General features: G+C 57.6%; 13 protein-coding genes and 1 tRNA gene. 9 read left to right on the top strand and 5 right to left on the bottom strand.

Annotated features, from left to right (window positions below; genetic code table 11):
• Positions 1-89: 89 nt before the first annotated feature.
• The 3 genes from TBK1r_RS01755 to TBK1r_RS01745 all read left to right on the top strand — a co-directional run bounded on the left by TBK1r_RS01755 (position 90) and on the right by TBK1r_RS01745 (position 4,735).
• Entirely contained in the window at positions 90-1,265 is a 1,176-nt protein-coding gene (locus TBK1r_RS01755) for a Gfo/Idh/MocA family protein (RefSeq protein WP_145207246.1), read from the top strand.
• 159 nt (positions 1,266-1,424) lie between these two features.
• Positions 1,425-3,524, top strand: a complete 2,100-nt coding sequence (pta, locus tag TBK1r_RS01750) for a phosphate acetyltransferase (RefSeq protein WP_145207245.1) — start codon at positions 1,425-1,427, stop codon at positions 3,522-3,524.
• Complete coding sequence (locus TBK1r_RS01745; RefSeq protein WP_419580866.1) at positions 3,521-4,735, top strand: acetate/propionate family kinase; 1,215 nt, start codon at positions 3,521-3,523, stop codon at positions 4,733-4,735. Before pta ends, TBK1r_RS01745 begins: the two co-directional genes overlap by 4 nt.
• Before the next feature lie 150 nt (positions 4,736-4,885).
• Here the strand turns inward: TBK1r_RS01745 and TBK1r_RS01740 are convergent, their stop codons facing one another.
• Positions 4,886-5,629, bottom strand: coding sequence for a PEP-CTERM sorting domain-containing protein (locus TBK1r_RS01740; RefSeq protein WP_419580865.1), 744 nt, complete (start codon positions 5,627-5,629; stop codon positions 4,886-4,888).
• Positions 5,630-5,782: 153 nt separating this feature from the next.
• On the opposite strand from TBK1r_RS01740, the gene TBK1r_RS01735 reads away from it, so the two are divergent.
• From TBK1r_RS01735 to TBK1r_RS01730, 3 genes are all read left to right on the top strand, one after another.
• Complete coding sequence (locus TBK1r_RS01735; RefSeq protein WP_145207242.1) at positions 5,783-7,465, top strand: FAD-dependent oxidoreductase; 1,683 nt, start codon at positions 5,783-5,785, stop codon at positions 7,463-7,465.
• 12 nt (positions 7,466-7,477) lie between these two features.
• A complete protein-coding gene (locus tag TBK1r_RS38130; RefSeq protein ID WP_419580864.1) occupies positions 7,478-7,612 on the top strand; it encodes a hypothetical protein in 135 nt (44 codons plus the stop codon).
• A 103-nt stretch (positions 7,613-7,715) separates the two neighbouring features.
• The gene (locus TBK1r_RS01730) at positions 7,716-8,015 is read left to right on the top strand and encodes a hypothetical protein (RefSeq protein WP_145207241.1); all 300 of its coding nucleotides are present in this window, start codon (positions 7,716-7,718) and stop codon (positions 8,013-8,015) included.
• A gap of 103 nt (positions 8,016-8,118) precedes the next feature.
• Here TBK1r_RS01730 and TBK1r_RS01725 read toward each other — a convergent pair.
• Positions 8,119-8,191: transfer RNA gene (locus tag TBK1r_RS01725), tRNA-Gly, on the bottom strand.
• 252 nt (positions 8,192-8,443) lie between these two features.
• On the opposite strand from TBK1r_RS01725, the gene TBK1r_RS01720 reads away from it, so the two are divergent.
• Entirely contained in the window at positions 8,444-9,919 is a 1,476-nt protein-coding gene (locus TBK1r_RS01720; protein ID WP_419580863.1) for an L-serine ammonia-lyase, read from the top strand.
• Positions 9,920-10,094: 175 nt separating this feature from the next.
• Here TBK1r_RS01720 and TBK1r_RS01715 read toward each other — a convergent pair whose 3' ends face one another.
• Both TBK1r_RS01715 and TBK1r_RS01710 read right to left on the bottom strand, forming a co-directional pair.
• On the bottom strand, positions 10,095-10,643 hold the full coding sequence (locus TBK1r_RS01715; protein ID WP_145207240.1) for an ATPase: 549 nt from the start codon (positions 10,641-10,643) through the stop codon (positions 10,095-10,097).
• Positions 10,640-11,017, bottom strand: coding sequence for a TA system antitoxin ParD family protein (locus TBK1r_RS01710; RefSeq protein WP_145207239.1), 378 nt, complete (start codon positions 11,015-11,017; stop codon positions 10,640-10,642). The genes TBK1r_RS01715 and TBK1r_RS01710 overlap by 4 nt, the downstream gene beginning before the upstream one ends.
• Before the next feature lie 452 nt (positions 11,018-11,469).
• Here TBK1r_RS01710 and TBK1r_RS01705 point away from each other — a divergent pair, with 452 nt between their 5' ends.
• Both TBK1r_RS01705 and TBK1r_RS01700 read left to right on the top strand, forming a co-directional pair.
• Positions 11,470-12,507 (top strand): DUF7305 domain-containing protein, encoded by a 1,038-nt coding sequence (locus TBK1r_RS01705; protein ID WP_145207238.1) that lies wholly within the window; start codon positions 11,470-11,472, stop codon positions 12,505-12,507.
• A 134-nt stretch (positions 12,508-12,641) separates the two neighbouring features.
• Positions 12,642-12,893 (top strand): hypothetical protein, encoded by a 252-nt coding sequence (locus tag TBK1r_RS01700; protein ID WP_145207237.1) that lies wholly within the window; start codon positions 12,642-12,644, stop codon positions 12,891-12,893.
• 293 nt (positions 12,894-13,186) lie between these two features.
• On the opposite strand, the gene TBK1r_RS01695 is transcribed toward TBK1r_RS01700, so the two are convergent.
• On the bottom strand, positions 13,187-25,321 hold the full coding sequence (locus tag TBK1r_RS01695) for an SdrD B-like domain-containing protein (RefSeq protein ID WP_419580862.1): 12,135 nt from the start codon (positions 25,319-25,321) through the stop codon (positions 13,187-13,189).
• Between the last annotated feature and the right edge of the window lie 155 nt (positions 25,322-25,476).

Below are 25,476 nucleotides of genomic sequence, written 5' to 3'. Positions count from 1 at the left end.
GTCGTCGCCAAGCCCTATACTTAGCAGCCCCCAAGATCGGTGGGCAACGAACAAGACTCCTCTCTAATCGTAAAACGGCAACGAATTTCATGAGTCAACGACCTCTCAATGTTGGTTTGATCGGCGGTGGCGGTGGTGCATTCATCGTCCAACCGCATCAACGCGCGATCCATTTCGACGGTACCCGGCGCGTGGTCGCCGCGGCACTGCATCCCGATCCCAAAGTGGCCTTGGAGGAAGCGGCCAACTGGGACTATCCGATCACGGGATACACCAACTATGACGAAATGATCGAGGCGGAATCCAAGAAACCGATCGGCGAACGCGTCGACTATGTCGTCGTCGTCACGCCCAACCATGTCCATTTCGATCCGTCGATTAAATGCGTCCGTGCGGGGATTCCCGTGTTTTGCGAAAAACCGCTGACGCTCAATCTCGACGAAGCTCAGCAGTTGGTCGATGCGGTCGAAGAAGCCAAAATCCCCTTCGGCGTCGCGCACACCTATCTCGGTCACTGGACCAGCCGGTTCGCCCGCTTCATCGTCACCAGCGGCTTGCTGGGCGAGGTGCGTTGGGCCGATTCACGTTACCTGCAGGGCTGGCTGGCCGGGCGAACCGAAGATGCGGGCGTCGCCCAGGCCGAGTGGCGTGTCGATCCCAAAAAGTCCGGGATCAGTTGCTGTGGTGGCGACATCGGAACGCACGCATTGATGCAATTGCGGTACGTCACCGGACTCGATGTCACCAAGGTCCAGGCCAACCTGGTTACCTTTGTCGGTGGGCGGCTGCTGGATGATCACTTCACGACCTACTGCGAACTGTCCAACGGCGGCAAGGCGCTCGTCCGCGCGTCACAGATCGCCATCGGCCACAAGAACGATCTGGGCATCGAGGTCAACGGGACCAAGGGCACGTTGATCTGGGACCAGGAATTCCCCGAACAGCTGAAAATCTTGTTGCCCGATCAGCCGGACCGCACGTATTTCCGCGGTGCGGTTTCGGCCAACGACGGATTCCTCGGCGATTTGCCGGAGGAACTGATGGCCGAGCCCAACATCCCGGCCGGTCACCCGGAAGCCTTCCACGATGCCTATGCACGCCTGCATCGTTGCTTCGAGCAAGATGTGCGAGCCTACAACGATGGCAAACCCTTCAGCTGTGACGGAAGCAAGTACGCCAACGTGCAAGACGGACTCAACGGAATGAACTTTATCCAGGCCGCGGTCAACAGTTCCGCCAGCGGATCCACCTGGGTCGATCTGTAACCGGATCGTGCCACTTCGACGTCGCCACGCTCGCGCCAGAGCGTGGAGGGCGCAGGGTGCGACGGGACAGGAATCGGCAACACCCGATGTTGCCGTCGACGGTGACGCGGTAAAACCATTGAAACCGCGACCGTCATCGCCGCATCCGGATCGAATTCAATGGCCAAAAACCTCTACATCGCTGCGTCCGAACCCGACAGCGGCAAGTCCCTCGTGGTGCTGGGCATCATGGAGCTGTTGTCGCGACGCGTCGAGCGTCTGGGTTTCTTTCGCCCGATCATTCGCAGCCACGGCAAACGCGACAACGATACCGAACTGCTGCTCAATCGGTACTCGCTCGATCAAGACTACGAAGATAGTTATGCGGTCACCTCGGATGACGCACAAGCGATCGCGACCGAGAAAGGACTGTCGGTGCTGTTACGCATCATCTTGGAAAGGTACAAGGCGATCGAATCACGCTCCGATTTTGTGCTCTGTGAGGGCACCGATTTTGAAGGGGTCACCTCCGCGTTTGAGTTCGATCTGAGTGCGCAGATTGCCACCCATCTCGGGACCCCAGTTGTCAACGTGCTGTCGGGACGAAACAAGTCCCCCGAAAGCATCCGCGGTGCCCTGCATGCGACACGCATTGCGATGGTCGACGAAGGGTGCACGGTCATGGCCAATTTCGTCAATCGCGTCGCGGCCGAACGCATGGAAGCGGTGCGGAGCGAGGTGCAAAAGAGTTGGAACTACGACGATCCGGTGTTCGTGGTCGCCGATGAACCGACGCTGGAAGCCCCCACCGTCGGCGCGGTCGCCGAGGCGCTCGGGGCGGTCCCGATTCGTGACGGCGAAGCGGATCTGAATCGAGAGATCCTGACGATCTCGGTCGCGGCCATGCAGTTGCCCAATTTTCTGGAGCGGGTCCAGGAAAGCAAGCTGGTGATCACTCCCGGGGATCGCAGTGACATTCTGCTGGGATGCCTGGCCACGGTCGCGTCGGACAACTATCCGAAAATTTCCGGCATTGTACTGACCGGTGGCATGCGTCCTCCCGACAGCGTGACCCGATTGATCGAAGGCATTCGCCGCCCGTTGATTCCGACCTTTGCCGTCGAGACCGATACCTACGAAACGGTCCGAAACGTGATGGCCGTCGAAGGAGCGATCAGCCCCGACAACGATCGCAAAATCCAAGCCGCTCTGGGTGTGTTCGAATCGTCGATCGACCCCGACGCCTTGGCCCAGCGAATCGACGTCGCACGCTCAACCGTCGTCACACCGGCGATGTTCGAGTACGAGTTGATTGAACAGGCCAAACGCCGCCGCCAACGGATCGTCTTGCCCGAGGGAGACGACGAGCGAATTCTGCGGGCCACCGAGGTCTTGCGGCGGCGTGACGTCGTGGAGATTGTCTTGCTGGGCGATCCGCTCAAAATCCGCACGCTGGCCGACGAACTGGGAATTGACTTGGCGGACGTCGAGATCATCGATCCGGGCAACAATCCCTACCTTGAAACGTTCGCACAGCGATTCTTCCAACTGCGTCAACACAAGGGCGTCACCGAAGATCAGGCCCACGATACGGTCCAGGATGTCAGCTATTTTGGGACCATGATGGTGTACGAGGGCATCGCCGACGGAATGGTTTCCGGTGCCGCACACACGACCGCCCACACCATCCGTCCGGCGTTGCAACTGATTCGAACCAAGCCGGGTTGTTCGATCGTCTCAAGCGTCTTTCTGATGTGCTTGAAAGATCGCGTCCTCGTCTACGGCGATTGCGCGATCAACCCGAGGCCAAACCCCGCACAACTGGCCGACATCGCGATCAGTTCCGCCGGCACCGCAAAAGTGTTCGGCATCGAACCGATCATCGCCATGCTGTCTTATTCCACCGGCCAATCGGGCAGCGGCGAAGAGGTCGAGCGGGTCAAGCAGGCGACCGCGCTGGTCCGCCAGGCCCGAGCGGATTTATTGATCGAAGGCCCGATTCAGTACGACGCGGCGATCGATTTGGGCGTTGCCAAAACCAAACTCCCCGACAGCCAGATTGCCGGCCGCGCGACGGTCTTCATCTTTCCCGACCTGAACACGGGCAACAATACCTACAAAGCCGTGCAACGGTCGGCCGACGCAGTGGCGATCGGACCGGTTTTGCAAGGCCTCAAGAAACCCGTCAATGACTTGAGCCGAGGCTGCACCGTCACCGACATCATCAACACCGTCGCGATCACGGCGATCCAGGCTCAACGCAACGGAGCGGAATTGTGAAGCAAATCCTGGTCCTCAATTCCGGCAGCTCGTCGATCAAGTACGAGCTGTTTGACATGGATTCCGCTGGCCCGCTCGAATCCGGGCTGGTCGAACGAATCGGCGAAGACGAGAGCTGCCTGAAACAGTCGTTTCCGGCGTCCACGTCCACACCCCCGTCGCGCTCGATCGACGTCTCGGTTCCCGATCACCAGCAGGGCATGGAGTTGATTCGGCGTGCGCTGTCGGAAAACGCAAGCTTTGCCGGTGGCCGGCATCTGGTTGGCATCGGCCACCGGGCGGTGCACGGCGGTGAAACCTACTCCGGTCCGACCTTGATCGATGATCGCGTGATTGAGACGATGAAACAGTTGGTGCCACTGGCGCCACTGCACCATCCCGCCAACCTGATCGGAATGGAAGTCGCGCGATCGGCGTTTCCTGATGTCCCCCAAGTCGCCGTGTTTGACACCGCCTTCCACCAGACATTGCCGGCTTTTGCGTATCGTTATGCCGTCCCACAAGACTGGTACCGGCGATTTGGTCTGCGCCGCTATGGATTCCACGGCACCTCCCACGCCTACGTCGCCAAGCAGGTGGCACGCCATCTCAAGCGTCCCTTGGCCGACGTGAACACGATCGTGTTCCATCTCGGCAACGGGGCGAGCGCCACTGCGATTCGCGGCGGCGTCAGTGTGGACACTTCAATGGGCTTGACGCCGCTGGAAGGTCTGGTGATGGGAACACGTTGTGGTGATCTCGATCCCGCGATTCTGATCCAGATGGGGAAACAGTCCGGAATGAGTTTGGACCAGATGGACGAGGTGCTGAACAAGCAGAGCGGTCTCAAGGGACTGTGCGGGGCCAACGACATGCGCGAAGTGTTGGCGAAGGAATCCGCCGGCGATGAAGCGGCGGCCTTGGCGGTGGAGATCTTCGTCTATCGAATCAAAAAATACTTGGGCGCCTACCACGCGGTGCTGGGACGATTGGATGCCGTCGCCTTCACCGCCGGGATCGGCGAACACTCACACGAGATCCGCGCCCGCAGCTGCAGCGATCTGGAATCACTCGGCATTGCGATCGACGCGGCGCGCAACACTTCGGTCGAGCCACCGATCTGCGAAATCCAAACCTCCGAGAGCCGAGTGAAAGTCGTCGTCGTCAGCACCGACGAAGAGTTCGAGATCGCCGAACAAACCCTCGCCTGCGTCCAGAATGCCGGCAACTAGCGTCGCATTTTCTTGTCAGCCATTTTCTTGTCGCCCCGTTACCCGACACTCCCGTTTTCCTGCCCACCGTTTTTCTGGCAATCACTGGTCGGCAATGCATTAATGTACCTGCCGCTGACGGGTATGATCGTTGCTGAAGTCAGTCGACGGTTAGCCAATCGACCTGCGTCTGCGACGACCGACGGCGACCGTCATGCCCAACGCGAGAAACGCAAACGATGACGGCTCGGGAATGGCGACGGCGCGAACGAGTATCCCGGTCAAATGCGCCCGAGGAGCATTCTCGATGCCGATTCGCAAGTCTTGAGTACTCGAATCCGCCGTAAAGCTTCCCACCACAAAACTGCCAAATCCGTTCGCCCCTTGGCCCGGAACGACGACCGTGTGATTGGGCGTCTCGTTGTCACCGAAGATCGCGGATCGGTTCGTTCCGGTCGGCCGCTCATCGGTGTACCACAACTGGACCAGGTAATCGGTTGCGACCGAGAGCCCAGCGATGGGGTAGATCAAATCCACATCCGTCCCCGCCAATCCGGCCTGCGAGACGTCGGCAAAGGCGACGTGTGTAAGAAAGGTATCGTAGTCGGCATCGCCGGCGGTTCGCCCACTGGGAAGCGAGAGTGCGTTGAGAGTCGGCGTTGCAACGTTTCCCAAGAAGTCTTGGGCGTCTGGCGACTCAAAGAGAATCCCATCAAGCGTCACAGATCCTTGCCGCAGCGGACTGGTATTGCTTTGGCTCTGGCCATTGATCGCAAGAACAACGTCGCCGCCATCAACAACGTCGTTTGCGGCACTCGCAGTCGTGTCCTGCACCGCCCCCCAAGTAATGATCGCAGCGGGGGCTGACGAATAAACGACAAGTGTCATCAAGAACAGGACCGCATACTTTTGCATGAAACCAATCCAGGAATAAATGAGATCAGATAGAATTTGGCGAGAATCAATCGAGTCTTGGCTGGTCGCAGGTACGACAGTCCCCGCTCCCCTGGCTATGGTACTCCAGATCACGCCCGCCCACACCATTCCCGCCTTTCACGAACGAATTTCATGAATTTGAAAAGACGACAATTCTGTTCTTCCCTTGCGCTCACGTCGCTGGCTGCGACATTGACGCCCGCTTATGCCGCAACCGAACTCCAGGCCGACATCGTGATTATCGGTGGAGGCCTGGGCGGATGCTCCGCCGCACTTGCCGCACTTCGCAACGGCAGGCGAGTCGTCATGACGGAACCGTCGGATTGGATCGGCGGGCAACTGACCAGCCAGGGCGTGCCGCCGGATGAGCATCGTTGGATTGAAACCACGGGAGCTAACCGGTCCTACCGTGAGTTTCGATCGCAGATCCGCGACTACTATCGCGACAACTATCCGTTGACCGATGCGGCTCGAAACAATCCACATTTGAACCCCGGCAACGGCAACGTTTCGCGGCTGTGTTCGGAACCGAAAGTCTCTCTGGAAATCCTCCTGCGCCAGCTCGCTCCCTACCGGCATTCGGGGCAATTGCAACTGTTACTCGACACCACACCCGTCTCAGCGGATGTGACGCATGATCGCGTCGAAGCGGTCACGGTTCGATCAACCCTCACAGGTGATTCGACCGTGTTGCGTGGCACGTATTTTGTCGACGCCAGCGAAACGGGTGACCTGTTGCCACTGACCAACACCGAATTTGTCAGCGGTTCGGAAGCGCGTTCGGAAACCGGCGAGCTACATGCCGCAGCAGTGGCCGATCCTGACAACCACCAGGCGTTTACCGTCTGCTTCGCCGTGGACTATTTACCGGACCAGAATCATGTGATCGAGCAACCCGCGGAGTGGCAATTTTGGCGTGACTTCGTGCCCCAACTCACTCCGCCGTGGCCTGGTAAGTTACTCGATTTGACGTACACCCATCCGTCGTCCGGCGATCCCAAGACGTTGGGTTTTGATCCGCTGGGTGGTCGATCGGTCAACGGTGTGTTGAATTTATGGACCTATCGCCGCATCATCGACGCGTCGCTGTTCAAGCCCGGACGGTTCGACAGTGATGTCAGTCTGATCAATTGGCCGCAGAACGATTACTTGCTGGGGAACCTGTTCGGCGAAGGCCCCGAGGCGGCCGAGACGCATCTGCAGCGGGCGCGACAATTGAGTCTGTGTCTGCTGTACTGGCTGCAAACCGAAGCACCTCGCCCCGACGGAGGAACGGGCTTCGCAGGACTGCGGCTCCGCGGTGACCTGATGGGCAGCAGCGACGGACTCGCCAAGATGCCCTACGTTCGCGAGTCACGCCGGATCCGGGCACGCTTCACCGTGTTGGAGGAACACGTGGGGCGACAGAATCGGAGTCTGGTGACCGGTCAACCGATCAACGAAGTCAGCGCTGCCAGATTCGCAGACTCGGTCGGCGTGGGCAGTTATCACATCGATCTTCATCCCAGCAGTGGAGGCGACAACTACATCGACTTTGCGTCGTTGCCGTTTCAGATTCCGCTCGGCGCGTTGCTGCCCGTGCGAATGCAAAACCTGTTGCCGGCCTGCAAGAACATCGGTACGACGCACGTGACCAACGGTTGTTACAGGTTGCATCCGGTGGAGTGGGGCATCGGCGAAGCGGTCGGCTGTCTGGCTGACTTCGCGATCACGCACAATCTAACGCCGCATGCCATCGCAGACACTCCGACTCGGCTGGCCGACTTCCAGCGGTCGATCCGCAGCCAAGGTGTCCAGACGGAATGGCAACTCTGAGGTAGCATCCACGTGCCCACAATGCAATTGACGATTCGCGTCACCGGGCACGCCGATTGTCTGCACACCGAGACGTTTATCGTGCGGGAACCTGTGCGTCGATGCACGGCGTTTGCCGAAACGAATCGTCGTTGGCTGTTTTTTTGAAACCGGACAGCCGGATGACGGGGCTACCGCCATTGGCACGAAAATTGCCACTTCAATGAACGCGGAACGATCCATTATCGACAGGCATTCGAGGAGCAGAGCCATGTCACCCGATTCGCGAATCGCGGGCGATACTCGCGACAGGCTGGAACAGAGGTATTGTGAACTGAAAGAACGGCGTGACGATCTATGCCGCGACCTCGCCGGGTGGTGTGGCGTTTACATCGCTCCGGGAAGCGAGCCGGTTGATTCCCTGGCTCCCTGTCGAGAAGCCGCAGAAGTCTGCCACAACACCGAAAAGCTGGAGATTGTTGACCGTATCAGCAACTACACGCTCGACATGGTGAAACTTCAAGAACTGCTTCGCGCGGCCGATGGCGAGCGCAGTCACTTTGTGATCTAGCACGGCCCCGTCCAATCGTGGCACCAAGATTGTCGCTGACAACTCGCCTGCGTCTTGCCCCACACTGAAAGACAACGCCGGCCGAGAGAACAGGTCACGTCAGAGCGGGTGACCGGATTCGAACCGGCGACAAACAGCTTGGGAAGCTGTCACTCTACCAACTGAGTTACACCCGCAGAGCGACCGCATTTTAGGTGATCCCACGACGGCCGTCAAAGCACGCCCCATCGTCTTGCCCCCATCGTCTTGCCCCCATCGTCTTGCCCCCATCGTCTTGCCCCCATCGTCTTGCCAACCGATCGTGCTCCGTCAGCTATTAGATTTACGGTGCCCCGGAAAACCAACGACAATGGCGTGGATCAGACCGCTGAGGAAATTCTAAACAACCCATCGAGTGGTTTGGTCGGAAATTCTCGGTATGATCTCCGATGAGCATGCACTCAAGGGTTGAAAACGGATGGAACTGGACCGCAGCGGTCACCGAGATGATCAAACAGGAATCACTGAGCGTCTTTGACATGTTCAAGATCGGCGTGGGGCCATCGAGTTCGCACACGATGGGTCCATGGCGTGCGGCTCGTCAGTTCGTCGATGAACTGGGTTCAAAAATGGGTTCCGTCAAGCGGGTCACCATCGACCTTTACGGCTCGTTGGCCAAGACCGGGAAGGGGCACGGGACCGATGTTGCAGTGCAACTGGGATTGTGTGGTCACGACCCGACGACCATCGACGTGGAGTTGATCGCCCCGTCGATCCGCGAGATCGCATCCCGCCGGACGATTCAGCTGGGCGGTCACGAGATTGTTTTTGATCCAACCACTGACATTCGATTTCATTTTGACAAGCAGCTTCCCGAACATCCCAACGGGATGCGTTTCACTGCGGTGCTGACTGATGACGAACAGCAAGCCGCTGTTTTCTACTCCATCGGTGGTGGCTTCATCGTCAAGGCGGGCGACGAAGCGTCGACGGACGACTCGGTGAACCTTCCCTTTCCCATTGACTCGGCGCGCGATCTGATGGGTCACTGCGATCGGCAATCCCTTCGCATCAGCGAGGTCGTCATGCAGAACGAGCGGGCGTGGCGGGATGACGCTGCGATTCAACACGGGTTGGCCGCGATACGGGACACGATGTTGGACTGCATTCATCGCGGATGCTTAACCGATGGCGTCCTTCCCGGCGGCATCAATGTTCATCGACGCGCCGCAGCAACGGTCCGCCGCCTACTCGGTCGCGAGTGTCCGACGGATCAAAAGGAGTTTCTCGCAGCGATTCACCAACAGCCAAGAGACTTTCAACGTGTCATGGCTTGGGTCAGTTGCTTTGCCTTGGCGGTGAACGAAGAGAACGCGGCATTCGGACGAGTGGTCACGGCGCCAACCAATGGTGCCGCGGGCGTCATTCCCGCCGTGTTGATGTATTTCGAATGTTTCTGCGACACGGCAGCCGACGCATTCATCGATTTCCTGCTGACGGCGGCGGAGATTGGATGCATCTTTAAAAAGGGTGCAACGATCTCGGCGGCCATGGGTGGCTGCCAAGCCGAGATCGGGGTCTCCTCAGCCATGGCTGCCGCGGCGCTCACCGAAGGACTCGGCGGTTCAGCACGTCAAGCAACAATGGCCGCCGAAATTGCCATGGAACACCACCTCGGGATGACCTGCAATCCGATCGGCGGACTGGTTCAGATCCCCTGCATCGAACGCAATGCCTTCGGCGCAATCAAAGCCATCACCGCGTCGCAAATCGCGCTGGATCGCAACCCCGATGATGCCCGCGTGTCACTCGACGACGTGGTCCGCACGATGTGGGAAACCGCACAGGACATGAACTCAAAGTACAAAGAGACCTCCGAAGGCGGCTTGGCCAGCCAGATCTCCGTCAACCTCAGCGAGTGCTGAACGAGACTTCGCAACCGCGCCGTCTTTTTGGTAATCGAGGCCACGATTCTCGCGGCAGGGATAGGGGTCAAAAAATCGGTTGGTCAAAAAATGTGGGTGACCGAGGAGTCGTCGTTGCGAGATGGCTGAATTTTTTGACCAACAAATTTTTTGACCATTCTCCATCGTGTTCTCGCTAGACGACGACTCGTTGACCGTTCTCGTAGACCTCCGCCAACCGAAAAGGTTCTTCCAAGTTGCTGTTGTCGTAGACCACGACATGCGGAAGACGTGCGATGGCTCTTTGTAGATTCGCTTTGGTACGTGCGAAGCGGCCCTTCAATTTTTCATCGGGTATGTCATGGCCTCCCTGGCTAGCACGCATCGCGACACGACGGATCGACTCGCGGGCGCTATCAACGCCGATGAACAATAGCACGACGGTGAAACCTGACTCAACATACGTCGCGAGCGTGTCGACTTTGTCGCCGACAGGATCGGAGAGCACCGTTTCAAAGATAAAACTCTCTCCCTGGGCTGCGAGCGACGAACGAATGGCCGCTGCCAACTCGGCTGCTTCGTATGCACCGATCTCCAGCCCTTCTGCGATCACATCCGCGTTGATGAAACGCAGGCCGCAGTCGGAAAGAAACGTCTCAAAGAAGGTCGATTTCCCCGCACCATTGGATCCAGCAATCGCGATGACGATGGGTCGCCGGTCCAGGAACGCAAACGGCAGACTCAACGTTTACCCTCGACTTCGACAAAGTCGCGGCCGACAAATCGGCCAATCACTTCCGATCCGTCTGCTTCGATGCGTCGGAGCAACTCCGGGTCACCAGGGACCGGCTTGTAATGCGGATAGGGACGTTGCTTCAGATAGGCCTCGACACGCTTGCGACCCGCGACGGTGTCGACCTCCGCAACCGCTTGCGAAAGGGATCGCTCGGAACCCGATCTCTGCAACAATAACGAGCGGTCGCCACGCAGGAGTGGTTCGATCGATTTTCCAAGCCCGGCCCAGAATTCAATCTGCCCGGCAATGCTCCGCTGGGAGAACGGCACGACCGCACGCGCGTCGTCGACAAGTTGATCCGAAAGCTTGACTGGCTGACCCATAAATCACCTCAGACCAAATGGTATCATTTCGCTACCTGCAAATCCAGTTGTTAGTGCGGCGATTTGGTGCCGCGATTCGATGCCGCCCACCGAGTAGTTGCTTCGACGTGCCCGAGTCCGCATGCAAGCGCGGGTCGGGGAGGGTGGGATGGGGGTCAAAAACTTTGTTGGTCAAAAAATGGAGTCAGCTCGCAGCAATGACTCTTCGGTCACCCCTATTTTTTGACCATTCTCCGAAATTAAGACGGGCGCGACGCGCGAGTCCTCGTCCGGGCAGTCTACCCGGACGGACGGGCTCCCTTTTGATCAATCCCGCTGGCCCCAGAAGCAGTATTTGATCGCGCTGGACCGGCTGATTTTGGACTAAACCCGAATCATAGCCCCAACTATGCTCTGACTCGCGTCCGATCGTTGGCTGGTCCTTTCACACTTTGCTTCGGAGTCATTTTCTCATGTTTCGACGATCTCTGATTGTCGTCGCAGTTCTTTGTGCGACGGTTTCTTGTCTACAAACAACGGTATCCGCGCAAGTCGCGGCGGACGCAAAAGCGACCGACTTCGCGATTTACGCCGGTCAGATGGTGACGCTCGATACGTACAGCACCGTGCTGGGCGACGTTTATGCCCGCGAGAATATTTCTGTCGAGTTTGGTTACGGGATTCAGCGTCCGACGCGAAACCGCGGCAATTTTTACGCCGTCGAAGACATCGTCACCACAGCCAGCTTGATCGATATCAACGGCGATCTGTTTGCCAATCGAGACATCACGTTTAGTAGCGGGACCGATGTCGTCGGAAATGCGACCTACGGGCGTGACATTTCCGCCAACGCATCCAGTGTGGTCACGGGAACGGTGACGCAAGCGGGCAATACGGTTGCCTCGATCGCCATGCCGCACACCACCGATTTCGTCGCGGGATCAGTGGATTACAATTTGGCCGGTCAAGAGGTCGTCAACTTGACCCCCGGAAGCTATCGATCGGTCGACCTCAGCGGTTCGTCGCTGAAAGAGTTGCACCTGACCAGTGGAGACTATTTTCTCCGCAATCTGACACTCGGCATTTCGACCGATCTGTATCTCGATCTGACCGGTGGCCAGATCAACGTTTACGTCGAAGATGATGTCGATCTGGGAACCGGATTGCAGCTCTACGTCAACGGCACCGAATTCGTCGATCCCGGCGACAACCCGCCCCCGTCGTTTGTCGACTTGGCGAGTGAAGTCACCTGGGAAGTCCATGGCGATTTCGAAATTGGCAGCGGGTTCTTGAACGAGTTCCTCGGCACGGTCTACACGCCCGCCGGAAACATCTCGGTCGATACACAATCTTTTTATGGTTCGATGATTGCCGGCCGCAACGTCAGCGGAGACTTTTACTTGGAACACTACGCCTCCAGTCGCCTGACGGCCATTCCCGAGCCCAGTGCCGCGCTGGTACTGCTGCTCGGCGGCATGACCATGATCCGTTCACGGCGCAGGGTGTCGTGATAGCGACGCTGTCCAGTCGATGGACACACGTGGAATCGTCAAGGTGATGCAACGACGACGCTGATTGATAGTGTCGACGAAGCCCTCACGGGACTCGTGTTCGGACGGTGCTTGCACACCATCGTTCGTGATCGGTGGCCCTTCAATTGGCCGCAGTACGCGTCGTCATTGAGACGCGTGGCGCACACGGCTTGAAGTGGGCGACGGAGTACCAGCAGAGCGAATACTGGTGGGAAGAGGAAACGGTTGCTTGGTGGCTTTCGCAAATGCTTGTTTCCGAGCAGGCACCAGGAGCCGACATGCTGATCAATTGCCGCGACTTGGAAACAGTGGCTCAGTGGTACCAGCAACACGGCACCGACTACCTCGAACAGATCGCGAACTAGTAGCCGGTCGATTGCCCATCAATGAGAAATAACGAGAAGACCGGTTGTGCGCCCCTGTCCTGGAAACGACGTTCAATCGCAGGAGGCTCAGACTTGTCCCAGCCCAGCTGCGGGCAAGGCTAGGGCATTTGGGATAAGGGTCGAAAAATTGATTGGTCAAAAAATGCAGCCAGCTCGCGGCCACGACTTCTGGGTCCCCAACATTTTTTGACCACCCAATTTTTTGACCAATCTCCCTGCCGACAATGGACTCGACGCTTGTTGTGATGGGCCGCATTGCGTTGGTGAGTCGTCTAGAGCGGTGCGAGTGGGCTGCGCCGGACCAACTCGTGCGCAAGTAGTCCGATCGTATGCTCAAACTCCTCGTCATCGGTCGGTGATTGATAGGGGCGTAGCCAGTCGGACGCGAGCGGTGGTGGCATTTCAGCCTCGGTCATCGGAGAGGTTCTTCTTGCGATTTCGTTGAGAACGGCGAGTGCGTCGAGTGGGCTCACGCGATCGTCGACGTTGACATCGAGGAACACAAGCGATTCTCCCATGGCAGCGATGAATTCACCGTCGCCTTGGTTTCTGGCCAGGTAGTTGATCACTTGAAGGGCATCCAATGGCGATGTCTCGCCGTCGTTGTTGACGTCGAAGGGGTCGATCGGGTTTTGCACGCGCCCTGACGTGATCAACAGCGGGGCACCGGGATCAACGATCACGCCATTCTCTGTCAAATCGTCGTCTCCGGTCCTACCATCGGTGAACCGCAGCACGACTTCCCCAGGCGACAACGATTGAATTCCCCATTTCGAAGTTCGCGTGAAGCGATAGTAGTGGGGATCGGTATCATCCGGAGTCGGTCCGTACTTGTAATAATTCGAAATCAACGAGTTGTTATGCAACACGAGTCTGACATCGACCGTTTCTCCTATCTCGATACCGTGTAGTTCAAAACTGATGAATCCGACCGGGAACTTTGCGTCTGACGGTATTTTGTCAGGTTCCGGGTGGTCGTCAAACGCGGTCACCGCGACCAGCTCGGTGCCTTCCGGCGCGACAATCGTCACATAGGTATCATCCTCGGCGTTTGGCAAGGACGCGACATGGGGTTGCTGACGGTCTGGGACGCCATCATTGTTTCCATCACCTCCGAACGGCGCACCATCTTCGACCGAATCTGGTATCCCATCGCTATCGGTCGAAGCGTTGGTCGTGACGGCGAACGTCAAGACGTTTGTGCTACCGGCAGTCGGCGTCAAAGTATAAATTCGATTTTCCGGAAAAGTCACTTCTTCCCCGGGCCCCACCGAAACTCGAACCAGGTACTCCACCCCATGTTCGACGGCAAACTCAAACTGCCCTGATTCATCGGTTGACACCGTATCGAGCACTTGGCGGCTGGGAAGCAAAAGCAGTTCAATGTCCGCGCGGTTCAGAGGGCCTTCACCCGGATCTTGAACGCCATCCCCATCAAGATCCGCAAAGACACTGCCGGAAAGTGTGGCTGTTTCGGCGCGATTGCCGAAATCGATCTCGCTGACCGATTGTCCCACATCGATCGAGACCGCGTGATAGCTCCGCACGTCCGTGACGTAGACGTCCGTGGTCGTCAACGTCCCGATGTCGGATGCGAAGAACGCAACGCGACCTTCCTCCACGACCGGTCCATAGCAAAAGCTAAATCCGGGCTCAAGGATCTCGCGTCCATCGTAGATGAACACCCTCGAGCTCTCGACGGTCGAACGCGACCACGCGGCCACCCCGGCATCGAGCGACAGGTCTAGTTTTCTCGACCCGTCGCTCGTCAATGTGGACAGCGCACCGCCAGCATGAAAAATCACCTCCGCATTGTCCTCGTCAAACCAACGAAGCCACGCGACGTTACCGGATGCGTCAACCTGCACTTCAGTTGCGGTTTCTGGTCCGGTGTCGATTTGCTGTGCACCTTGGCCGTCGTCTCTCCACACCGAATACCACTGGCTAGCGGAATCGTACTGGACCCAGGCGGTGTAGCTGCCATGGACGTCGATCTCGAAGACGAACTCACTCGCCGCGTCGGAAATCTCTCGTATCAGTTCGCCGTTGTAGTGGTAAAGTCCGATGCGATTGGCCGCGATGTCGATCGCATTGAAGACGACGCTGCCGCCATCGGCAGCCGCAATCCCAGCAGTTTGCGACAAGACGATGGTCTTCTCACCGTCATTCAAAAACAAATTGTTTCCGCTCTTGTAGATCAGATGATCTCCGTCGGTCAGCAGATCGCCGTCTTCGACACCGTTTCGTGTCAATCGCCGCACCGTTCCTGAGACGTTTTGATAGATGTCGTTCTCGTCGCTGTCGTTATCGAAGCGATCGGGATCCAACGCCCAAGAAACAGTCCCATCGCGGGTGACGTCGAATGATGTGATCCCTTCATCTTCGATCACAACAATGTCCACCACATTGTTGCCGTCGAATCGCCGCAAGCGTCCCCCGGGTGAAGTGCTCTCACCCCAAACGATGTACGGCCCGGACAGCGACAAGTTACCTTTGACAAAATTGGAGATCGCGATCGACTGATAATCCACCGCGACGGGGAATGTCTGATTCCAACCCGCTTGCGGCACCTCGCGAATCACATAGTCGCCCACGGGCAGTCTTAGCTCGTACGATCCATCGGAGGATGTCGTTGTTGTTGGCTCGTCGGGGTCCAACACCTTGTTGTCATTGATGTCGGCATAGATGGTCCAGCCGGCAAGCCCCGGCTCGGCTGGGTCGTGAACCGCGTTGCCGTTCCGGTCTTCAAATTTCGTCCCTGTGACGACACCACGCCGGTCGATGACGCCGAAATCCAGGTCGACCAGTTGGGTGCCACTTTCAATCGCGATCGAATAATCACCTCCGTCAACAAACTGAGACTGAGTGAAGCCCTCCGGTAGGACGAGCGAAACGACGTGTTGCCCGAACGGTAAGCCGAAAAAGTCGAATCCAGATTCCGTTGATTGCATCGTCTGGTCGATCGAACCGTCGCTGTGATAGTCGACTTCGACGACGAAATCGCTTAGCATCGGTTCGCCCGCGTCTCGATTGCCATCCTTGTTCAGGTCTTCAAACACCGATCCGCTGACAGATGTCGTTTCGAAAAGACCAAAGAAAGTCTTGTCGTCGACTTGGCCCTCGGCGATGCTCACGACTCGGCTCGTGTCGGTCGTGGATTCGTACTGCGCCGGTTCGTTAATCAGGACGGTGTAGTCGCCAGGCTGTAGACCAGAGAATGAAAAATGCCCGTCGGCATCTGTGGCTGTCACAAAGTCACGGTTGGAAGTCATCGCCCCAACGCTCAAGTTCACACCGAAGCCCGAGATAGGAGACTCGCCGGCGTCGAGTTCGCCATTGCCGTTGGCATCGTCAAACACTCTGCCCGCGATGGTCGCCCCCAAAAACTCGAAACCGAACGAAAGGTGGTCGACAGAATCCTGGATGCCAAGTGACACCGATTGCAGTCCGTCGGGGGGAGAGACGAGTTCGTAACCTGCGGGAACCATCACACGGATGTCGTAGGTCCGCGGCGGCAAGTGATTGAATTGGTATCGACCCTCCACATCGCTGAATACCATTGCTTCGCCAGCATCAAAGCGGCCATTTGAATTTCGATCGACATAGACTGCGACGTTTTCCAATGGCGGGTCATCGGGATAGTCGTAGCGCAGGTCACCGGTTGCGTCGTTAAAAATGAATCCGCTGATCGATCCAAATCGTGTGTTTCCAAAGTCGACGCCCGAGACCCGATCGCCTCGATCCAGTTCCAGACGGTGGCTGGGCGATCGCAACAACGTTTGTATGGTAAAGCTTGGGTTGCCGACGTTATCGGTCGCCCGCAACTGTAAATGATTTTCACCGATCGCCAATGGAACCTTCACCTCATAACGACCGTCACCGAGCGGTCTCGGGGTTCCAGTGGACAGCGCCCCATTTCCGGCCGCACCAACGCTCCACGATAAACTCGCCTCGTCCAATCCCGCGGCATCATCGTCGACCCGAAACACCACGGTCACCTCAGGAACGGTCGTGATGATTCGACCATCAGCAAGACGTGTTCCCACCGAAATGGATTCGATTTCGGTTGAAGGGCCGAGATAATCGTAGACGAGGGAGAACGTCGTCGATTGTTGATTGCCCACCAAATCTTCTGCGAGCCCGTTCAAACTGACGCTTTCGCCGGAGTTAATCTGACTGGCAAAGGCCGTTTCAGAAAGGGAAAAGCTCGCACCGGAGCCCAAGTTGCCCACGCCGGGAAGAGTGACTCGCGCTTCGGAAATCCCCACGCCAACGTCCGTTGCTAGGAAGGTGATCGGCGTTTGTGGCCCAACAATCTGATTGTTCGCCACGCTGAACTGCAACTGCGGGGGCGACGCATCGACAAAGAATTCGATTGACTGGATGGCCGATTGGTTTCCATTGGCATCGCTGGTGCGGTAATAAAGCACCTGGGTCCCCTCTTCCAAGTAGGTGAGCCCGATGCCCAGGACCGGCACGGAGCCAGCTTCATTGCGGCGAACGAACAACTCGATGATGCCTGCCGCGGGGTCGCCCTGGACCGATGTGCTGGGGCTGGACAGATTCGGGTCATTCCACGCGTATTCAAAATTCGTTGGTGAATCAAACTCCAGGTGAATCTGCTTTCCCCGGTCGAGATTGATGTACCAATCGATGGGCTTGGAGAACGTTGCCGGTCCATCGAATCGCCGCGACTGGAACGTATTGCTGATCAGCGGCCGACCATTAAAGTAGATCTGGCTGCCGTCATCGGGTGACTCAGCATCAAAGACATCTACATACTGCAGACTCGGTGCGTTGGTGTCGATGATGAATGTCGCACTGCGTATGGCTTCGCGGCCGCCGTGCTGATTGAGTGAACGCCACTGCAGCGTAAACGGTTGTTCGTCGGCGATCCCCAGGCCGCTGGAAAGGGAAACCGCGCGACGCGAGAATTGATTTGGATCAACCAGTATCCAATCCGCATGGTCGATTTGATCTTCGGCAGCGACGCGGTATTCGACACCGGACGGGCGAACGGAAAAGACGCGGTTGAATTCGTCCAGAAAGATTTTTTCTTCCGATTCAAAGCTGATCTCCGCGTCGCCATTCAATCGATAGATTCGTGCATCAGGATCGACTACAACTGTTTCTTCCGTGACGGCGAGTGACGTGACTGGAGTGAGAAGCGTTTCAACGATCACCTCGCCCAGCGACGCTTGATTGTCGTCGTCTTGCTGCAGAAACGAGCCTTGAATATTGGATTCGGAAGTGAACAGATCCGTCGGGATCGTTCCGTGAGTGTGTCTTGAGAAACCCGCCAAAGCTTTCATGTAGCCGCCGGCCAGATCGGTCAAAAAGAGCGCGCTGGTCCGAGACAAATTGCCGTCCCCCGGCTGAGTGTCGATCTGACTGAAATCAAGCCCCTGACGGTCTTCGTTGCCGTACGCGTGAAGGGATCTCGGGTCCGCAGCGGCCAGTTCCAGCGGTGGGCCTTGATTGATCGGAACGGGGGTATTCGGGGCGGCGTCTCCCGCGAGAAATCGCAAGAACCCGCCTTCGCCCCACACAACGAACTGGGGAATCTGCAAGTTCGCGTCGAACTGCTCAAGATTATCGTGGATGGCTTCGTACGGCCGCAGGTCGTCCCGCAATTTCGGTTGTCCGGGCAGGCCCATCGCCGCTGTCAAGACTTGCCTGACGATCGGAACGATCAATTCATTGGTGATAGAACCTCGAAACAGCGGATCAAAGCTGTTCGAATCGGTGCTCAGGAATTCGTCAATTTCTGCAAGCCCGAACGATCCGCTGGGAAGATGTGCCGTGACGTTCTTGATGAAACCATCCAATTCGTCGATCGTCTGGTCGATGGCAAGCGAGACCGCTTCGGCATCTGGGACCGCGGCGATCTTTTCGGCAAGCGTGTCGTAGCTTCCCGAGAACAGGTCGATCGCCTGGTAGACGGACGCGACAATCGGCTCGGCGATAAACAGCCGCGCGAGGGACTCAAACGGTCCCCAGTAAGCATCGGTCAAGTATTCCGTCACCCAAGGATCGAGTAGCGTCGCTCCGAGCGTGTCGTTTTCATAAAACGCGTTCAACATTTCAGCTCCGGTGCTGCCGCCAAACGGAGGTGCCGTGTAAACGACGTTGGAAACCGCCTGCTGCAGCGCCGGGTCACCGGTCGCTTGCAGGAGCGCCAGCGCCGCGCGAGTGTCGAGTCCACCGGCGCTGTGGGTCAAAAAGTTGACTTGCGACTCGCCACTCAAAGGGCCGACGCGACCGAGCTGATCTTGCAGTAACTCCAACAGGTCTTCGGCGTGGTAACGAGCCAATCCGTTGACGTTGTAACTCGAGCGGGCTTCGGCAAAATCGTACGACAACGCCGGAATATGGCACGACGTCACATCAAGAAGATCGGGGCACTCCAGCACCCAATTCTCCGGATCAAAAAGCCCGGCAAATATCTCGCTAAGGCTATTGAGTATGAATTCTTGGGCAGACGGTTTTCGCAGAACGTTGTTGGGATCGGCTAAATCGTCGAGTGTTTGGACCACCGCACCACTGCGATCGAAGGAGTCATTCTCCGGGTCAAGATTGGGATCTCCGAAGTCGGTTGACCAGAATTGAATTCCGTAAGTCTCGATACCCGCGGAACCCTTCGCGTAACTTTGGCCGTCGGTGATGTCGGCGAGGTTTTGGAAGTACAATCCTGTTTCTCCCCACCCCGAACCATCGTCGTTAAAGCCTTTGACATAGAGGATCGGCAATTGCTCACTTTGCCCTTCGGCGACCGCCGGAATCCGTGTGACGGGTGTTCGAACGCGCTGTGTCCGCAAAAGCCTGCTTGCGGGGACAGAAAGTCGAGGGTCGTTGGCCGGACCGAAGGGTGGTGGGTCATTGGAGATCGGTGCACGAAACTGCAACGGCACGGGAAGTTGAAGACGCGGCGATGAAGGGATCCAGCCGTCCTCGAGTCGTTCAAACACTTCGTATCCGCCGGGCGGCAAAGCCGAAAACTCGTACAGCCCTTGCTCGCTGATCGGATCGATGACTCCGTTTCCGTCCAGGTCGACGCTGGACGTGACCGTCAGAAAGGACTCACCGGTCCGACTGTTAACGGCCTGAATGGTCCATCCATCCAGCCCCGGCTCGACGAATGCACCGGTTTCGGCGTCCACGTCCCGAACGCCGTTGCCGTTTTCGTCGGCGAACTTTTGCCCCGAGATAGAAGCCAACCGAAACTGATTTCCGAAATCGAGTCCGTCGATTACACCAATCGAATCGACCTTCACTGCGTAGGACCCGGTCAATCGCTGAGTGAAAAGATCGCGTCGCGCGTTTGCGTCGTTCGCAATCAGGTTGCTGCCGTCAGATGCCATCGCGATCACGCTGGCATCTTGACTGAGCACTGCATGCAGAGCGAAGTGGTCGGCCTCTTCGATCAGCGACTGTCCAACCCGCTTGGTGACATCGAGTGTTCGATCGTGAAAAAAGACGTCCGGCCCGTTGTTCGTATCGCTTGAAACCAAATCACTCGCGTACGAGGTGAACAACACGTTCGTACCGTCAGCGTTCAGACTTGCCCCGCTGCTCGGCCCGTTTCCGTGCGTGACGCGACGGAGCCTGCCGTCGGTCCAATCCGAAACGTAGACATCGATCTGCCCGTTTGTGTCGCCGGGCAACAGATTGGTTGCGGTGGTCGCAAATGAGACGACTTGTCCATCACCGCTGATGGCGGGCGCGAAACTGTCTCCGTTTGCGGCTTGCCCACCAGCACCGCGACTTGCGATCGTCAGCGCGTTTCGTGCTCGATCGTAGACATAGATGTCAAGATTCAAGTCACGGTCACGATCGTCAAGCGTCTGTGCACCCGACGAAAAGACGACGTATCGACCGTCGTCACTGAGACTGGGTTGAAAGCTTCCCCGATTCGATTGAGATCCGTTGCTCGCGATGCTGACGCGTTTGGTAAGCCCCGTGTGCAAATCGGTCACAAAGATGTCGGCGACTCCGTTGGTGTCTCCGGCAACCAGGTTCGACGCCGTCGACTCGAACGCAACGAACCGACCATTGCCGCTGATGGACGGTGCAAAGCTATCCTCATTGCCTTCGTCCAGATCCAAGTTTGCACTCACACGCCGAGTCACGCCGGTGCGACGATCGTACGCGAAGATGTCACTGGCGACGTTGCGGTCGTCTTGTACCAAGTTTTGTGCGACAGAGCGGTAAACAACAATATTGCCGTCGCCGCTGATCGATGGGGTGTAACTTGCGCCGTCGGGCTGATCGCCATTGACCGACAGCGAGACGCGCTCGATCGCACCGGTCGCCGTGTCTTTGACGAAGATGTCACGCAATCGGTTGGCATCGTCGGCAACCAAGTTGGATGCTAAAGAAGAAAATGCGATGAACCGGCCATCCGCGGAAATCGATGGCGAATCGCTTTGGCCGTCCGATTCGGTTCCGTCCGCGGCTGTACTGATGCGATCGAGTGGATTGACAGGAAAGGTTTGATGCCATCCGAATTGCTGCGTCTCGCGTAGCTGGTAGGCCCCCAACGCAACTTCCTCGAAGACGTACGCACCGCTAGCATCTGTGACAGCGGTTTGAAGGATCTGTCCCGCGGTCGGATCGAACAATTCGATGGTCCAACCAGGCAGCCCTAATTCGTCAGTATCTTGGATTCCGTTTCCGTTGGCGTCGTCAAATTTGATCCCGCGAATTTCCGACAGTGGTTCCCGTACTTCCAGCCCGATCTGCCCCGTGTCGCTACCGCCATCCTTGTCGGTCACTGTCACGGTAATCAAATAGTTTGTCGCCGAATCGGGGATCGGATAGGTCCTGTTCGCTGAGAAGTCTCGTTCAACGTCGGAGAGCGCGAGCTCCGTCGGTGGAAAGCCATCGCCCCAATCGATCAAAACCGCTTGCGTGTCGTGGCCGGGATCCTCGAATTGTCCGACAAGCGTGGCGACATAATCATCGTCGATTTCGATCGAGAGCCTTGGCACACCAAAGGCTCCACGCATGTCGGGTGCAACATTGGCAATCGAAAACGTGGTCGATGCGATGTCAACGTCACCATCTGTATCGGTGACCCGGACGGCGATGGTGCGCGGTGGATCCACATCGTCATAGAACGTCACCGGCAAAGTCGCGCCAAAGGATTGCGGATCAAATGTCGCGCCGTCGTAATCGAGATCCCAGTGGTACTCGAGCGTCTCGGACGACTGCTTCGCAGAGAAGCTATTGGTTGCGTCGAGTATGAATTGCGTTCCTTCGACGCCGCTGTAGGGACCGCCGGCATCTGCGATCGGCGGGCTGTTGATCAACGTGGTGACGACCAGTTCGACCACCGAGTCGCTGCCCGGTATCGTCATGCCAACGTCCGACGCATTGTCGCTTGCCGGCCCAGAGACACCGCTAGCCTGCAGCACCAAATACCGACTCGAAAGCGTCGGCTGGTAGTCGCCGAGTAGTTCGACGCGGATTCGATCGAGCTGCGAGTTTCCTCCGACGGTGACGCGGTCAAAATGGAGCCCAGCCGCATCGTCACCATTTTCATCTGTCGCCGGGCCACCGATCTGGACCAGATAGTCCCCCTCAGTAACAATCAAGTCTCCGCTGATGCCCAGGATGCCGGGCGACATCCCAGGACTGATCGTGCCGCCCGATTGCAAAACGGAACCATTGATTTGTCCGTCGCCGACGAGTTGACCGCCGCGTAGGTTCAGGTCGCCACCGACAACCCCGAACGCGCCATTGGCCAACTGCAACGTTCCAGATTCCTGGTCAAAGCGGTAGAATTCCACATTCTGTCCCGCCACCATGAAGTCGCCATGATTGACGAAATCCGCTTTGCGAGTCGCCACGCCCGACGAACCGACCGAATCGTCGATTGTCCAACGGCCGTGGTTCTCAACGTTCCCGCTCTTAAACACGGGGGTGATGAGATTCCCGCCCGACGCGTCGACAAACACGCCCCTGTTCACAATCGAACCGTTGTCAAAATGAATGCTCTGACCCTGCCAATCAGCCCGACCTTCATTGATCAAGTTGGAACGGATCGTCAGCCCGTCGTCGCCCGATAAGCTGCCCAGGGTCAATAGTTTCTCACTCGTGATCGTTCCACCGCCCAGCGTGCCGCCGAGGAACTGGAAGTGCTCGGTGACGTTGACTGGGTCGGAGGCAACGATGGAACCGCCGTTTATGGTCAGGTTTGCAAGCGAAACTGCCGTATCAAAATCGACGCCGCCTTCGATCAGCAGCGTGCCGTCGACATCCATCGCCCCACGAATCGTGTTGTTACTGGTCTCGATGACCAGCACGCTGCCTGCTTCCGATCGCACCGAAGATTTGGAATCCAGAGTGAATTTGCTTCGCAACGTGAGTTCCGTACCGGGAAGCAAATTGAAGTGCCCGGTGTGCGTCAGCGGAGTGCAACAATCTCCGATCGCAAGCTTGCCCGAATCGAGCTGCAATGTCCCGTGATTGTAGAATCGCCCGAAAAGATCCGCTTCATCATCGGCGGCGGGCGGAGCATCATGAATCCAAGTCGCTCCCGATTCGTTGACGATCGTTGCGGGCGGGTTGAAGGCTCCCGGCGGCAGGCTGTCGGCATTGGACGTCGTCGTCAGCGTTCCATGATTCCGAATGGTCGAACTGCTCGCATTGATGTCACCGCCGGACCAGATAGATGCATCTCCGTAGACGTTGATCGCGCTACGGATCAATGCATGTTCCCGATCGCTATCGATCAAAAGATTCCCCATCACCTGCAAGTTGATCGAGTTGATTTGGGCTTGGTTCCATCTCAAGTCGCCGTCGATGGTCAGTCGAGTCCCGGACGGTGCCTGCAACGAGTCACCAAAATCGGTGCGCACCCCGTCAAGAGTGAGTCCGGCGATCCGGGAATCTTGATTGATTTGCAAGAGACCTTTCTGCTGTACTTGCAGATCGGCGGCGCTCCGCATGGAACGGACGCGAAACCGATCGCTGCGGTCCGTCTCGATCAGCAGAGTTTCCCCGGCGTATTGCTCCGAAACGACGACATTTTCATAAAATCTCGGCGGCCGGCTCGATGGCGTTACCGTTCCATCGGCATCTCGAATCGCCCAGTTTGCTCCGTTAAAGACGCTGTGGTTGTTGCCCTGACCGACCCAGACGCGTGATGGCCTTCCGATTCGGTAATCTTCGACTTCACCGCTGTCGACCAAACCATCCGAATGGGGATCGGCGACGAAGTCGGTGTCGGAGCTGAGTCGCAGCCTGGCGTAGGTGGTGAAGACCGAGTTTTCTGGAGGCTCGGGAAACACCAGCGTCACGGTCGCGGCATCCGAGCCGATCGGGACATCGGCGACCGCTCGCTCGACGGCGTCGTCAAAAACGCCGTCCTGGTTGAAGTCGATCCAACCGGCCAGCAGCGCCGGCTTGTCGGTGAGGTTGGTCGCAACGACTTGGATCTCCGGCTGTCGGCCGGGCAATAAGTCGAAGTCTTCCAAGTTTCCACCGACGACACCGTCTTCGTCGTCACCGCGAGTGATGGTTGCGCTTAAACGCGTCGAATCAGAGTTAGAGCTTGAATTGGCGTCGATCACGAAGTCGACGATCGAACCTTCAGCCACGTCAACCTCGGGCAACGTGAAAGTGAATCCACGACCATCTTCGCCTTCAATCACGTCGTCGAAGACCAAGACCGAATCGGCGTAGACCAATAGGCGCGTGCCGTCACCAGCAGCGATGTCACTCTTGCGTACCCGACCTTCGATGGCAATCTGTCCCGCATCGGTCGAACCGGCGACCCAGCGTGCAACCAACCGGTGGCTCGCTGCGGCAATGCGGGGGTGAAACGCGAGTTCATCGCCGCTGGGAAAACCCATGAAGTCGCCATTTGAACCATCGGTGTGATCGAATGCAGGATCTTCGAACGCGTTGAGCGTTGTGTCCCACGCGAGCCGTTGCAGATTGGCGGAGCCGCTACTCGGATCGATCGACTCGCTGACCAAGTATTGCCAAGTGCCCCCGCCTGCGGCGTCTGAATCGATGGAGTCACCAGCAGTCATGGCCGCAGGATCGACGGCGGCAACGAAGTCGGCCGTGAGATCCGCGAGCACGGTTGAGTGGTCGTCAGCCTTCGCGCCCGATCCCTGCGCCGTTCCAGAATCGCCGTCGACCCACCGGCCGAGAAAGAGGCCGGGCACAATTTCGTGTGCCGCTCCATCGCTCTGCGATCTCGTCGCGTAGTCCCCCGCCCCGGAGAGATCGCTCGCGTCGGGAGCGTCGCCGTAGTCAACGGCCAGCAGACGTCGAGACTCCAATTGCTCCACCAAGAGGTTGCGTCTGGAAACACATCGGCGGTGGTGTCTCAGTGATTTTACTGGTTTTCGGCGGTATTTCCCGTCGCCGAGCTCATGCGATCGATTCATCATCTGCGTTTCTTCGTCAGGTATCGCGAACTGGAAGACGCAAAGCGAAATCCGATGCATCACGGTCATAGACGCCAAAGGCGTTCGCTTTGTCGGGGGTTCCCCAAGACGCGATGTGCAGGCGAAGCAAGAAACGGACAGAGAATTTTGATTTTTTT

This window comes from Stieleria magnilauensis (assembly GCA_007753675.1).
GTDB classification, from domain to species: Bacteria; Planctomycetota; Planctomycetia; order Pirellulales; family Pirellulaceae; genus Stieleria; species Stieleria magnilauensis.
The sequence above is the reverse complement of the archived record's forward strand: the minus strand, read 5'-3'. Positions and strand labels throughout refer to the sequence as shown.

Excerpts from the sequence above, each read along its gene's own strand:
- TBK1r_RS01755 (WP_145207246.1), top strand. The coding sequence starts at position 90 with ATGAGTCAACGACCTCTCAATGTTGGTTTGATCGGCGGTGGCGGTGGT.
- pta (WP_145207245.1), top strand. The coding sequence starts at position 1,425 with ATGGCCAAAAACCTCTACATCGCTGCGTCCGAACCCGACAGCGGCAAG.
- TBK1r_RS01740 (WP_419580865.1), bottom strand. The coding sequence starts at position 5,629 with ATGCAAAAGTATGCGGTCCTGTTCTTGATGACACTTGTCGTTTATTCG.
- TBK1r_RS01735 (WP_145207242.1), top strand. The coding sequence starts at position 5,783 with ATGAATTTGAAAAGACGACAATTCTGTTCTTCCCTTGCGCTCACGTCG.
- TBK1r_RS01730 (WP_145207241.1), top strand. The coding sequence starts at position 7,716 with ATGTCACCCGATTCGCGAATCGCGGGCGATACTCGCGACAGGCTGGAA.
- TBK1r_RS01720 (WP_419580863.1), top strand. The coding sequence starts at position 8,444 with ATGAGCATGCACTCAAGGGTTGAAAACGGATGGAACTGGACCGCAGCG.
- TBK1r_RS01710 (WP_145207239.1), bottom strand. The coding sequence starts at position 11,017 with ATGGGTCAGCCAGTCAAGCTTTCGGATCAACTTGTCGACGACGCGCGT.
- TBK1r_RS01705 (WP_145207238.1), top strand. The coding sequence starts at position 11,470 with ATGTTTCGACGATCTCTGATTGTCGTCGCAGTTCTTTGTGCGACGGTT.
- TBK1r_RS01695 (WP_419580862.1), bottom strand. The coding sequence starts at position 25,321 with ATGATGAATCGATCGCATGAGCTCGGCGACGGGAAATACCGCCGAAAA.